The 13,215-nt window shown below is 54.1% G+C and carries 13 protein-coding genes; 3 read left to right on the top strand and 10 right to left on the bottom strand.

The genetic code is table 11. From position 1 onward, the window contains the following. Positions 1-914: 914 nt before the first annotated feature. Entirely contained in the window at positions 915-2,063 is a 1,149-nt protein-coding gene (gene dxr, locus BUB55_RS06985; protein ID WP_073189450.1) for a 1-deoxy-D-xylulose-5-phosphate reductoisomerase, read from the bottom strand. Positions 2,064-2,224: 161 nt separating this feature from the next. On the opposite strand from dxr, the gene BUB55_RS06980 reads away from it, so the two are divergent. Both BUB55_RS06980 and BUB55_RS06975 read left to right on the top strand, forming a co-directional pair. Further along, on the top strand, positions 2,225-4,180 hold the full coding sequence (locus tag BUB55_RS06980) for a formylglycine-generating enzyme family protein (RefSeq protein ID WP_073189449.1): 1,956 nt from the start codon (positions 2,225-2,227) through the stop codon (positions 4,178-4,180). Next, positions 4,177-5,274 (top strand): histidine phosphatase family protein, encoded by a 1,098-nt coding sequence (locus tag BUB55_RS06975; RefSeq protein WP_073189447.1) that lies wholly within the window; start codon positions 4,177-4,179, stop codon positions 5,272-5,274. Before BUB55_RS06980 ends, BUB55_RS06975 begins: the two co-directional genes overlap by 4 nt. 9 nt (positions 5,275-5,283) lie before the next feature. On the opposite strand, the gene BUB55_RS06970 is transcribed toward BUB55_RS06975, so the two are convergent. From BUB55_RS06970 to rpsB, 6 genes are all read right to left on the bottom strand, one after another. Further along, the gene (locus tag BUB55_RS06970; protein ID WP_073189446.1) at positions 5,284-6,165 is read right to left on the bottom strand and encodes a phosphatidate cytidylyltransferase; all 882 of its coding nucleotides are present in this window, start codon (positions 6,163-6,165) and stop codon (positions 5,284-5,286) included. Next, positions 6,158-6,868 (bottom strand): isoprenyl transferase, encoded by a 711-nt coding sequence (locus BUB55_RS06965; protein WP_073189444.1) that lies wholly within the window; start codon positions 6,866-6,868, stop codon positions 6,158-6,160. The genes BUB55_RS06970 and BUB55_RS06965 overlap by 8 nt, the downstream gene beginning before the upstream one ends. 12 nt (positions 6,869-6,880) lie before the next feature. Further along, the gene (frr, locus tag BUB55_RS06960) at positions 6,881-7,417 is read right to left on the bottom strand and encodes a ribosome recycling factor (RefSeq protein WP_073189442.1); all 537 of its coding nucleotides are present in this window, start codon (positions 7,415-7,417) and stop codon (positions 6,881-6,883) included. Positions 7,418-7,430: 13 nt separating this feature from the next. Next, a complete protein-coding gene (gene pyrH, locus BUB55_RS06955; protein WP_073189440.1) occupies positions 7,431-8,138 on the bottom strand; it encodes a UMP kinase in 708 nt (235 codons plus the stop codon). Between the two features lie 95 nt (positions 8,139-8,233). After that, positions 8,234-9,127 carry a translation elongation factor Ts gene (gene tsf, locus BUB55_RS06950; RefSeq protein WP_073189439.1) on the bottom strand — a complete coding sequence of 298 codons (894 nt, stop codon included), beginning with the start codon at positions 9,125-9,127 and terminating at the stop codon, positions 8,234-8,236. 1 nt (position 9,128) lies between these two features. Continuing rightward, positions 9,129-9,869 (bottom strand): 30S ribosomal protein S2, encoded by a 741-nt coding sequence (gene rpsB, locus BUB55_RS06945; RefSeq protein ID WP_073189437.1) that lies wholly within the window; start codon positions 9,867-9,869, stop codon positions 9,129-9,131. A 250-nt stretch (positions 9,870-10,119) separates the two neighbouring features. Between rpsB and BUB55_RS06935 the strand changes: the two genes are divergently transcribed. Beyond that, the gene (locus tag BUB55_RS06935; protein WP_073189433.1) at positions 10,120-11,019 is read left to right on the top strand and encodes a mechanosensitive ion channel family protein; all 900 of its coding nucleotides are present in this window, start codon (positions 10,120-10,122) and stop codon (positions 11,017-11,019) included. 65 nt (positions 11,020-11,084) lie between these two features. Here the strand turns inward: BUB55_RS06935 and rpsI are convergent, their stop codons facing one another. The 3 genes from rpsI to BUB55_RS06920 form a co-directional block, all read right to left on the bottom strand. Beyond that, positions 11,085-11,489, bottom strand: coding sequence for a 30S ribosomal protein S9 (gene rpsI / locus BUB55_RS06930; protein WP_073189431.1), 405 nt, complete (start codon positions 11,487-11,489; stop codon positions 11,085-11,087). A 21-nt stretch (positions 11,490-11,510) separates the two neighbouring features. Further along, complete coding sequence (gene rplM, locus BUB55_RS06925; RefSeq protein WP_073189429.1) at positions 11,511-11,939, bottom strand: 50S ribosomal protein L13; 429 nt, start codon at positions 11,937-11,939, stop codon at positions 11,511-11,513. 164 nt (positions 11,940-12,103) lie between these two features. Further along, the gene (locus tag BUB55_RS06920; protein WP_073189427.1) at positions 12,104-13,108 is read right to left on the bottom strand and encodes a hypothetical protein; all 1,005 of its coding nucleotides are present in this window, start codon (positions 13,106-13,108) and stop codon (positions 12,104-12,106) included. Positions 13,109-13,215 lie beyond the last annotated feature (107 nt).

Here is a 13,215-nt window from a genome sequence, read left to right as displayed (position 1 = left end):
AGGATTACATCGTTCGGATTGCCTGCAAAATCGACATGGAGTGTAATGGAGTCCCCTGTTATAAAGTTTTGCAGCCCCAAGGTAGTTGCTGTATCATTTACTCCAAATTCTGCCGATATAACAAAAGGGAACTCGATATCAAAATAATTATTGTAGAGGATATTCCGCTTGCAGTAATTTGTTTCTGCAGTTTCAACATTGGGATGAGTTTGATTATCCGCCCTATAATCCAAGAGAGCCAAACGGACTTTTTTAAATCCTGCATCACGAGCCGCCTCATACCATTCCTTGAGCAGGGCCGACATATCTACTCTTTTTAATGGTTCGCCAACGACTCTAAAGTCAATTGTAGACTCCATCAACTTGGTCGACTCACTGTGTGTCCCCTCAGTTTTTTTAAAATGCCCGTAATCATTCGTTTCGCAACCATTCAAGGGGTAACCGAATGGCGTCGTCATAGCCTTACTATAAAAAGTGGTGGTCTCGTCCACCCCATAAAGGTCATAAACCAATTGGAATAATATGCCGCGGGAGTCGTTAGTATACATCGCCAAAGTTTTCGGGGGGTAAAAGTTCAGGTTGAACGCGCCTCCGTCAAAAAGAACATCCTTTGGCGACACGCACTCGCCGTCAACACAAACGGAATTGTTTTCTTTTTTATACGTATAGTATACACCATCCGACTCAATAGTGTACTGTTCGGCAAAAACGCTAGTGGCAAGCGTCGTCACCCAAAGGCAGCATTTAAGGATCTTTGCCATTGAAAAAGACATAGACTTCTCCTTCCGAAAAAAGTCTTTGTAAATATATATTACCGCCAGCAACGCTGTCAATACGGGATACAATCCCCAAAACGCTCCACCAGCCTAACGAGGCCCAGCACAGGGAGTTTTCGCAAAAAAAACGATTTCGGCTTACTTCAAAAAGCCTTCCGTCATACGGCGGGCTTCGGCGTCGGCTTCGAGAACCTGATCAAGCGTCAAGCGGCCCGTCACAGTCGGGGCCTTCTGCATGACCATCTCCACATACTTGGGGATGTCGGTGAACTTGAGGTTCCCCTTGAGAAAGCGGTCCACGAGCACCTCGTTCGCGGCGTTCATCATGGAAGGCACGATACCGCCACGGCGACCCGCCTCAAAGGCAAGCGCAAGGCAGCGGAACTTGTTAAAGTCCGGTTCAAAGAACGTGAGCTTTGCAAGCGTCGGGAGGTCGAGGCGCTTGGTCTCGAGCGGCAGTCGGTCGGGCCACGTGAGCGCCACCTGGATGGGGATGCGCATATCGGGCGCGCCGAGTTGTGCCATGAGGGAACCATCGCGGAACTGCACCAACGAATGCACCATCGACTGCGGGTGCACGACAACCTTAATTTGTTCATAGGGAATGTGGAACAGGAAGTGAGCTTCCAAAACCTCAAGACCCTTGTTCATCATGGACGCGGAATCGATCGTAATCTTCTTGCCCATGCTCCACACCGGGTGATTCAGGGCGTCGGCAACGGTAATGCCCTCGAATTTTTCGATGGGCCATTCGCGGAAGGGGCCTCCAGAAGCGGTGATTTCCAAAAATTCAACTTCGCTTTCGCGCTTGCCGCCTTCGAGGCACTGGAAGATGGCGCTGTGTTCGGAATCGATTGGCGTAATGAACGACTTCGGGTTTTCTGCAAGCTTGTCCCAAATGACGGGACCCGCCATGACCATCGTCTCTTTGTTCGCGAGGGCCACGTGCTTGCCGTGTTCAATGGCGGTAATGGTCGGGAGGCAGCCCACCGCACCCATGAGCGCGTTGATGATGATATCGGCCTTCGGGTCGGCGGCGAGTTCGCACAGGCCTTCCATGCCGGCGAGGACCTTCATGCCGAGAATCCCTTCAAGTTCCTTCGCGGCGTTCGGGTCGAACATGCACACGCGTTCCACCTTGTACTTGCGCACGATTTCGGCAACCTTCTGCACGCTACTGTTCGCGGCGACCGCATACAAGTTAAAAATGTCGGAATGTTGCAGGATGACATCGACGCTGGACGTACCGATGGAGCCTGTGGCACCGAGAAGGACGACGTTTTTCATAAAATGCCTCTTTTGTTTTTTCAAAAAATAGAAATTAATATTTGGGCTTTCCACGTGGATTCGGCAATTGTCCACACATCTACTAAAATTTACAGACGCATTCGACATTTTTAGATTATTTTAAAAACGGGTAATGGTTATGGACTCGAAGGAGGTGCGCTATGCGCATGCGCTTTTCGGGTGTTTTAGCGGCGTCGATAATCGCCGCTGGGGTGTTCTGGAGCTGCTCGGAATCTTCCGACGGCGTTTCTGTTCCAGAGGGTGAACTCTCTTCCAATTCATTTGCAGGCGATACAGGCAGTAATCCGGGAGACGAACTGTCCTCGGGAGGGATGCCCGCAGTTTCTTCGGGAGAACTGCCCGCGACCTCATCGGGCGCGGAGCCGACAAGCGCAGGCTCGGCGCCCAGCTCGAGCACGAACATTGCAGGCTCGAGCGGGAACGTTCCCGGCAGTTCGGGCGGTTTCGGGCCCGGCAGTTCAAGCAGCACCGGCGCGGGTTCTGAATTTACCTACGTTGCACCGGCCACCTTCTCCGACACCGTAAACGGCGCGGTATTCAGCATGGTGTATGTCACGGGCGGCACGTACACGCGCGGATGCGACAACTGCCCCGATCAAGACAGGATTTACGAGGCTCCTTCGCACAAAGTAACCGTAGATGCCTACCACATTGCGAATACCGAGGTCACCATCGCGCAATGGAACGCGGTAATGGGCGGCAAGAAGAACGCCTGGGAATCGGACAAGGCTCCCAAAATCGGCGTGAGCTGGTTCGACGCAAACAGTTTCGCCTGCAAGCTGGGGCAACTGACCGGCCACCAGTACCGACTTTTGACCGATGCCGAATGGGAATTCGCGGCACGCGGCGGCAAAGACGGCGTTGCCGACAATTTCAAGTTCTCCGGCAGCAACAGCGTCGATGACGTGGCATGGTATTCCGAGAACAGCGGCGGCAAGGCGCACGACGTAGCGACCAAGAAGCCGAACAAACTCGGGCTCTACGACATGAGCGGCAACTCGTGGGAATGGGTCTACGACTGGCTCGTAGGCTATACCGCGGGCGAAAAGGTGAATCCGGTGCAACTCACGGGTAGCGGGAACAAGACGCGCCGCGGCGGGAGTTACGGCGAACCGGCGGAATTCGCGCGGGTGAGCCGTCGCGCCATCCGCAGCCGCGATGGCGCCGCCGATATGGGATTCCGTCTAGGCGCATCAACAGAACTCCCGCCGGGAATGCTCAGCCCCTGCGAAGCAGCGAACCCCTCGGCAGCCGCCTGCGAGGGCGACAAGAATCGCGACTGCCGCCTGATTACCGCAGCCGACGAGGCCTGGATAAGCGATGACTATACCGTCGTCATCGGTGAAGACGGCAACGCTGCAGTATCGGGATTCCCGAACGTGTCGGGGCAGTGGTACACGCTCAACAACCGCAGTTTCAATGTCGTTACCAAAACAGGCACCAAGACATACGCCTACTACATATTCAGCCAAGACGAAATGACCATGATCAGCGACGACGGCATTCCGTACCGCCTGTACCGCCGCTCCATGAGCGAGGCGAAAAACAAGGTCACGCTCACGTCCGTAAGTAACCCGAAAACGCTGGCCGAATTGATCGCCGCGGTAGAACCCGAACGCCTCGTAACCGACGAGCAGCTCGCCCACCCCGACACGAGCGTACGCGACCCGCGCATCGCCGCCGCTAGCGGATACACCTGGTTTTTTGACGGCCGCTGCTGCGGGGGCAACCACAAGTACCGTTTCCACTTGGACAAGAGCGGTGACGCCGAATTCGTGGTGATGGACTACGACGACACGCATCACGAGAACATACTCGCGAAGGGCCGCTGGTTCACCGTCGGGAACATCGGGCTCCACATCGTACTGAACGGCAAATATTTCAATTACCTCTACACCGCGGGCGAACGCACCATGAGCTACAGCGAGTACATGCCGGCAGGGCCCATCTTCTGCCACATCTCGTTCCAGAGTTACGAACGCGGCGACTTCCGCATTTTCAACAAGACCGTATTCGATGACAATATCAAGCGCCCACGCGGATTCAACGGAGAAAACCCGGTGTACGAAGCGGGCGAATACCAGTGGGGTTCATGATGCGAGCCTCCACTCTTGCCATCTTCACTGCAGGCGCACTCATCGCCTGCAACGATTCGGGCTCGTCGTCTACCGATGTTATACAAGCCGAAATTGAATCAAGCGCAGCCGACCTTGACATTTCTGACTCCGATAAATTGTTTGGGGGGTCATCTGCGCAAGATTCACCGGAAGGGTCGTCGGCCGCCATGTCGTCTTCCTCCCTTCCGGTTTCTTCTTCCAGCGGGCATTCCTCTCCCGCTTATTCTTCGTATTCTGACCCGGTGGCAGAATCCTCTTCATCGGAGGAGCTCCTTCCGGAATCCTCGAGTTTCGCAGGTTCTTCGAGTTCCGCGCCACACGTAGCCGCAGAAATCCCGCTCGACAAGGACGGCTTCGCGACGGTCGCTGACGTTTACAAGAGCCTCGCTCCCGACGAAAAAGCCGTGTTCGTCATACGTCACTCCGAACGCGAAGACGCCGTGACCATTGAGACGGAACTCACCGCAAATGGCGTGAAGATGGCGCAAGACTTGGGCGCAACGCTCAAGAGCGACGAGGAATTCAGCTACATCACCTCGGGATTCGTGCGCACGAACGAGACCGCGAACAACATATCGAAAGGGCGCGGCGAAGCGAGCCTCCCGAAGCTCATCACAAACTACGACATCACCGGCAACTGGTTCCTGAAAATCTCTGCAGACGAACTGGCACAGTACGCGACAAATCTTGGCATGCAGGGAAGTTCCGTAGAACTCATGGCCCATTGGGCGTACGGCGATCCCTACCCCGACGCACTTTACGAACTTGAGCCACGCGCGCAGGAGTTCATGCAGTCCGTAATTCTCAAGAACCTGCCCAAGTGGAAACGCGTGAGCATCATGGTGTCGCACGATATTTTCGTGATGCCCTTGGCCGTGTTCGGTTCCGAAGGCAAGGTCGCGCTCAAGTACTACGAGGACTATCACTGGATCAACTATATCGCAGGGCTCGCCGTCATCATTGACGGTCAAAACAACCTGCGGTACGTTCCTGTAAAAGGCGCGGATTCAGGAGTTATCGACTATCTCGCCATCTACATGGCGGAACACGGTTACGGCGGTTACAAGAAATAAGCAGTCGCGTTATGCGATCTGTTTGAGGAAATCGAGCACCAGGTAGAGTGCGGGAGCCGCGAGGTAGAAGGAATCGCAGCGGTCAAGCACGCCTCCGTGACCCACGAACAAGTTACCGGAATCCTTCGTGCCGCTCCAACGCTTAAGGGCGCTCATCAAAAGGTCGCCCGCCTGGCCCGCGACAGTGAGCAGCACGCCGATTGCAATGGCTACACCCCAGTTGAAATTGATATTGAAGCTGGAGAGAGCCGCACTGCACTTGACCCAGTAGGCCACCCACGCGATAGTCGCGATGGAACCCGCGATGCTGCCTTCCCAAGTCTTCTTGGGGCTGATGCTCGGGGCAAACGGGTGCCTCCCGAAGGGGCCCTTGCCTGCCGCAAACTTTCCGAAGAAATACGCCACCGTGTCACAGAGCCACATGGATGTCATCACGAGGATAAACGGATAGCAGTGTTCAAAACCCTGGCCGTTGCCCATCATGAGCACGTTCATGCCACCCCAGAGCCCGATATAGAGCGGGGCACCAAGCTGCATCACGAGCCACGGGAACAAGTGGTCAATTTCCACCTTCTTGTAGGCCGCAGCGATATAGACTGCAAAAATCACGAGGAACGTCATGCCCACCACATACGGCACCGCGGGCAGCTCGAAGTAGCCGCCCTTCGAAAGAGTCCACGCAAGCGTGAGTGCAAAAGCGGAGGCAAACGAAAGGAACCGCACGTCAGGGCCCTTGTACATCTTGGAAGCCATCTTGGCCCATTCCCAGGCAGCAACGCCCGCAAGAAAGCACATGAGGCCAATACGGCTGTAGTCGCAGAACCAAAGCAGGAAAAATACCAGCGGAATCGCGATCACCGCGGTCAAAATGCGTTGCGTCAAATTATTCATCGAGCACCTTCCCAAAACGGCGTTGACGAGTCTTGTAGAACTCCACCGCCTTCATAAATTCTTCCTTGGTAAAGTCGGGCCACAGCGTATCGGTCACATAGAACTCGCTGTAGGCAGCCTGCCACAGCAGGTAGTTCGAGAGTCTGAATTCGCCGCCCGTGCGAATGATGAGATCCGGATCAGGCGCTCCCTTGAGGTAGAGGTTCCTCGCGAACACATTCTCGTCAATGTCGTCCACCTTGATTTTGCCCGCGGCCACATCGGCGGCAATGGCCTTGACTGCATGGACAATCTCTTGACGCGCGCCATACGAAATGGCTAGGTTCAACTGCATACCGGTATTGTTCGCCGTAACGTCGATGGCCTCCTGGAGCTTGGCGCGGGGCTTCTCGGGAATGCGATTCATGTCGCCAATCACGATGAGCTTCACGTTCTTTTCCATGAGGTCCGGGATTTCCTTGATGACCATCTCGATGAGAAGGCCCATGAGGTAGTCCACTTCCTTGGAGGGGCGGCCCCAGTTCTCGGAACTGAACACATAGAGCGTCATGTGTTCAAGCTTGAGGTTCACCCCCACCTCGACGGCATCGATGGTCGCCTGGGTCCCCTTGCGGTGACCCAAAAAGCGCTCCAGGCCGCGGTTCCTGGCCCAGCGCCCGTTGCCGTCCATAATGATGGCGATGTGTCGCAGCTGATTTGCCATGGTCAAGCTGAACTAGACTTTGAGGAGGTCCGCTTCCTTCTCGGCGAGGAGGGCGTCAATCTTCGCGATGTACTTGTCGGTCGTCTTCTGGATTTCGTCCTGCTGTTTTTTGACTTCGTCTTCGGGCAGGTCCTTGTTCTTCTTGAGGGCGTCGTTCGCGTCGCGACGGATGTTGCGGATAGCCACACGGCCTTCTTCGGCATGCTTGCGCACGACCTTGGCAAGTTCCTGGCGGCGTTCCTGCGTAAGGATCGGGAGCGTCACGCGGATGCAGTTGCCGTCCTTCATGGGGGTCACGCCGATGTTCGCGGCGAGGATGGCCTTGTCAATCGGGTCCACCAAGGTCTTTTCCCACGGGGAGACCAGCAGCATGCGCGGTTCCGGGACCGAGATCTTCGCCACCTGCGAAATCGGGGTCGGGGTGCCGTAGTAATCCACGCGCACATCGTTCAAAATAGCGGGGCTAGCCTGCCCTGCGCGAATCTTGGAGAATTCACGTTCGGTGGCCTCGATAGCCTTGTCCATTTTCTGTTCGTATTCTGCAGCCATAATAAACCTATAACTAAGTGTGTACCAATGTTCCTAAATTACCTTCAACGGCAGCCTTCGTCAAGTTGCCCTTTTCCATCTTGAACACGAAAATGGGCATATTGTTTTCCATGCAGAGGGCAACCGCCGCGGTGTCCATCACCTTGAGCCCGCGACTGATGACTTCCTGGTAGCTGATGTCGTCAAAACGTGTGGCGCTCGGATCCTTAACCGGGTCGGCGGTGTAGATGCCGTCCACCTTGGTGGCCTTCATAATGACGTTGCATTCGCTTTCGATGGCGCGCAGCGCCGCGCAGCTATCGGTCGTAAAGAACGGGTTGCCGGTGCCGGCGGAGAAAATCACCACAGAGCCGGCCGAGAGCAGCTTGAGCGCCTTGCGACGGTCAAAGAACTCGCAGACGGGTTCCATGCGGATGGCGCTCATCACCACGCTGTCGATTCCCTGCTTGTCGAGGGCGTCCTGCATAGCCAGTCCATTCATCACGGTCCCGAGCATCCCCATGGCATCGCCCTGGGCGCGGTTCATGCCGCCCGCCGACGCCGAAATGCCGCGAACCAGGTTACCACCGCCAATGACCAAGGCGACCTGGACACCCTGGCGGACAATGGAGGCAATCTCACCCGCCATGTCGCTCAAAATAACGTTATCGATTCCATGCCCCGCGGCGCCGGCCAAGGCCTCGCCACTGAGCTTGAGCAAAATTCTCTTAAACTTTGCCATATGTAAACTCCGTGTTTCATCTTAATATAGAAAAAACAACAAAAAAAGTCGCCCCTCACGGGACGACCTTTTTAATTCTTGCGTTTAGACAAAAATTACTTGCCGCGTTCAAAGCGGACGAAGTTCACGACCTTCAAGCTGGAGAGGCCAAGCTGCTTTGCCACGACTTCCTGGAGGTAGTCCTTGACAGAGAGCTTCTTCGGGTTCTTTTCAGCCATGAAGAATTCCTGATCTTCGAGCACGATTTCCTTGAGGACCTTCGCGACACGGCCATCGATCTGGCGCTGCACGAATTCCGGCTTGGTAACCTTGCCGGATTCCTTGGCGGCGTTCTCGATCTGGGCCTTGGCGATTTCCTTTTCCTTTTCGATGGTCTCGGCAGGAACGGAAGCGTCATTCAGGGCGACCGGAGCAAAAGCGGCGGCCTGCATGGCGATGTCCTTGGCGGCAGCCTTGAGAGCGGCCTCGTCGGCGGAGCCTTCGAAGGCGAGTTCGGTAATCACGCCGATCTTGCCCTTCATGTGGCTGTAGATGCCGAACACGGAATTCGGAGCCTTCTTGATTTCGGCGAACTTGCGGAAGTCAATGTTCTCCTGAATCTTCACGAGCACGTCAGCGAGACGGTCGGCAATCTTCACGCCGTCGACGACAGCGTTCTTGAGGGCGTCGACAGAAGAGATGTCCTGGGTTTCAACGGCCTTGACGGCGAGATTCGCGAGAGCCACGAAGTCGTCGTTGTTGGACACCGGTTCGGTCTCGCAAGAGAGTTCGAACGCGGCAGCCCTGTCGGCGGTCTCGACCAGGTAAATGCGGCCTTCGGCAGCGGCCTTGTCGGCACGCTTGGCGGCGACGGCGGCACCCTGCTTGCGGAGGAGTTCCACAGCTTTGTCCATGTCGCCATCGGTTTCGACGAGGACCTTCTTGCACTGCATCATGCCCACGCCGGTCTTTTGGCGAAGTTCGTTAACGAGAGAAGCGGTTATCTGCATATTACTTTTCTTCCTCGCCGTTGTCGAACTTCTTCGGTTCTTCCTTGGATTCCTTCTTGTCAACAGTACGGGACTTGACGTTGGCGGCAATGTAGTCCACAATGAGCTTGAGGGACTTCACGGCGTCATCGTTGGCCGGAATCGGGTAATCCACGAGAGTCGGGTCGACGTTCGTGTCGCAAATGCCAATGATAGGAATGTGCAGGCGACGGGCTTCGGCGACGGCGATCTTTTCGTGGGCGAGGTCGGTCACGACCAAAAGACCCGGGAGGTTCACCATTTCGCGAATGCCACCGAACACGTCAAGGAGCTTGGCGCGTTCGCGGTTCTTGTCGAGCACTTCCTTCTTGGAAAGAGCCTGGAAAGTACCATCCTGTTCCATGGTGTCGATCTTGTCGATCTTCTTGATGGACTTGCGGACGGTCTGGAAGTTCGTGAGCATGCCACCGAGCCAGCGGTTGGTCACGGAGAACTGGTTGCAAGCAGCGGCTGCATCCAGGACGCACTGACGGGCGGTCGGCTTGGTACCGACGAAGAGCACGGTCTTGCCAGATTCGGAGATCTTGGCAGCGGCCTTGGCGGCTTCTTCGAGGAGGTCACGAGTCTTGGAGAGGTTGAGAACGTAGATACCGTTCTTCTCGGCCAAGATGTAGGGTTTCATTTTCGGGTTCCAGCGCTGGGTCTGGTGGCCAAAGTGGGAGCCTGCAGCAAGCAGGTCTTCAACAGAAGGCAAATTAGCCATTGTGTTTTCCTTTTTTATCGGTTAGTACTACCCGGCAAGCAAATAAGCCGCAGAGCGAAGTTCAAATCCAGGCGAACCTGGGGTCTTGGACCGCGCCACCGAAGCGACCCTCGCATACCGGTGATTGAATTGCCCAGATTGCTCCGAGCGGGCGAAAATATAGAAATAAGAGCCATAAAAACAACCCCCCAGAGGCTTCCAAGGGGTTGTTTTCTGGCATTGCACCGGGCTTTTTTATATATTCCCGCCCATGCAACACCTGAACATCTTTTTTGACTGGCTCGCCGCACAGCACGCCGTCGTGCAGCGGCTTTTCGCCATTTTTGCCATCATCGCCATAACCTTCGGGCTCCTGCGGCTGCTCAAGTTCACCCTGAACCATGTCGTAAAGAAGGGCATGGACGAATCGGCGAAGCCGCTCGTCTATTCGCTTTTCTCGTACGCCCTCTACGTCGTCGCGCTCCTCGCCATACTGAAGGCGCTCGACGTCAACACCGCAGGGATCGTCACCATGGTAGGCGCAGCAAGCCTTGCCGTGGGCCTTGCCATCAAGGACATGCTCAGCAACATCGCGGCAGGCATTCTGCTTTTGCTCCTCAAGCCCTTCAAGGCGAAGGACTACATCGAGTGCGGCAAAATCAAGGGGATCATCCTGGGCGTGGGGCTGTTCAACACCACGCTCAAAACCATCGACGGGCTTTTTGTCTCGGCGCCCAACAGCAAGCTCTGGGAGGAGCCCATCGTGAACTTCAGCCGCAACCATTTGCGCAGGCTCGAAATCACCACCGGGATCGACTACGCCGACTCCGCCGACAAGGCAATCGCCATACTGCAGGACCTCGTCAAGGGCGACCCGCTGTTCTTCAAGGAACCTGAACCGCAGTTCTTTGTGTCGAGTCTCCAGGACAGTTCTGTGAACGTGACTTTCCGCGCCTGGATAAAGACCAACGACTACTGGGACGCCAAGTGGAAATACACGGCGCTCGTCAAGGAACGTTTTACCGCCGCGGGAATCGGCATCCCCTTCCCCCAAAGGACCGTGCACATCGTTCACGAGACCATCAAGGGAGCCCCGAGCGACACGGCGAACTATACCAGGGAGGCCTCGGGTATGTCGACGCCCTCCGAACAAGGCCAACCGAATTTTTGATCGAGCAGTTCAAAGAAAAACCCCGGCGCGGAGCCAGGGTTTTTTTGTAATAGCAATTTCGCAGATTAGCGCTTGCTGAACTGGAAGTGCTTACGAGCCTTCTTGCGGCCGAACTTCTTACGTTCAACGGCACGAGAGTCGCGAGTCATGAGGCCTTCCTTCTTGAGGGCGGGCTTGACTTCGGCGTCGTTTGCAACCAGTGCGCGGGAAATGCCGAGACGGACGGCGCCCATCTGGCCGGCGATGCCACCGCCACGAGCGGTAACTTCGACGTCCCATTCTTCGGCGTTGCCAAGGATGGCGAACGGAAGATTGGCAATCATGTTCTGCACTTCAGAGTGGAAGTAATCTTTAAAATCACGACCATTGATAGTGCGCTTGCCGGAACCCGGCTTCAGGATTACGGCGGCGATGGCGTTCTTGCGACGACCAGTGCCGCGGTAGATCTTCTTATTTTTTGCGGTAGCCATGGATTATATCTCCGTTCTAAATTAAAGGTCTACGACTTCGGGATTCTGAGCCGCGTACGGATGTTCCGCGCCGGCAAAGATTTTGAGTTTCTTGACCATCTTGTGGCCGAGAGCGCTGTGCGGGAGCATGCCCCAGATAGCGGCAGTCAGCGGAGCCGTCGGGTCCTTAGCCTTGAGATCGGCAAAGTTGATCCAGCGTTCGCCAGCGATGTGGCCAGTGTGGTGGAAGTACTGCTTCTGCAGTTCCTTGTTGCCGGTAACGACAACCTTGTCGGCGTTGATCACGACAACGAAGTCACCCGTGTCCACGTTGGGAGAGAAGATAGCCTTGTGCTTGCCCATGAGGAGGCGAGCAACTTCACTTGCAACGCGACCCATCGGCTTGTCGGCTGCGTCCACAAGCTTCCACTTGCGGGAGACAGTCTTGGGGTTTACTGTAATGGTTCTCATGTAAATCCTTTAGATTTGTTCCGGGGCAAACCCGCCCCGTGAAGTGGGAACAAATATAGACGGTTTTCCGGGAACCTGCAAGGATAAAAAATCGATTTTTTATAAAAAAGTCCTAAAAATAAAGGATTTAGACTCTATCAATTGTATTAATTAATAGAATTACATCACCAAAAATTAAGTACGTAGCTATCATTTGGCCTTGAATCAGTCTTCGCGACGTCCATAACTTGCCCCGTAAGCCACGCATTGACCCTAAAATTGCGCCCACTCATGTTGCTAAATCTCAACAGGAACCTTTTTCCACGATCAAAATCAAACGAAACCTCCGAATACCAATCCCTCAAAGGGAAATTCCTTCCTTCAAAAGCAACATAACCCGACAGAGCCAATCCATCTACAGCAGACACTCCAAGGCTCAACATAGCAGGCGTCCAATTTTCCGGAAAACCAACTATTTCTATCCATACGTCGTTATCTGCCTCCACACTTTTTGACTCATTCACATGCAGCACTAAAGGCTTCAAAGCCTCACATCCTTCATCATCAGGACATTCTGGGCTCCAATTTTTTATCGGATTTTCGGAAACATCTCCCGAAAACCTAAGATTATCTATCCAAAGGGAATCAGCCGTATTTAAAAGTATCTGAAATTGAACATCTGAATGTGACTCCTCAAGAATCTGTTTCACGGAATTTGGAACACTAAATTCATATGTTGACCATCCTCCCAAATACGATTGAATCTGTTGTCCCGAGCCAAGTTGAATTCTTTTATTTATAGAAGGCACAGAAACCCATATTTCAACATTTCCAATCCAATATGGATTTTGCGTAGTAATAGGAACAAAAATATCTAATCCCATTTTATTCCCTACAAGTTCAAAGTCTGTTGTAGAAATAGATCTACTTTCTATAATTTTCCACCCTGCTGGAGTAACCAAACTTTTTCGTCCTTCCTTCTTTCGTTTCGTATCCAAAGAAATGAACGTGTATTCAGAATGCCAATCTGAATCACTCTCAAACCGACCAACAGCAAACTCGCCATTATTTTTTTCAAGCAACAATAAGCTATACTCCGTACCATAACCACCTTTACCAACAACAGACACAATGTATCCGGGCAACGAAAATTCCGCCGCAAGAGGCAATAAAACATAATTGAGTCCCACAACAGGATCTATGAATTTGTCCCTTTTTTAGTTGAAAATCCAGGTCTCCAACTGGTGTAAATCTAGGCTATTAGCGCTTCATTGTCAAGTAGTTTCATGCTCTTTTC

Origin of the sequence: Fibrobacter sp. UWP2 (assembly GCF_900141705.1) — a bacterium.
Taxonomy (GTDB): domain Bacteria; phylum Fibrobacterota; class Fibrobacteria; order Fibrobacterales; family Fibrobacteraceae; genus Fibrobacter.
This window is presented reverse-complemented; position numbering and strand designations above follow the sequence as displayed.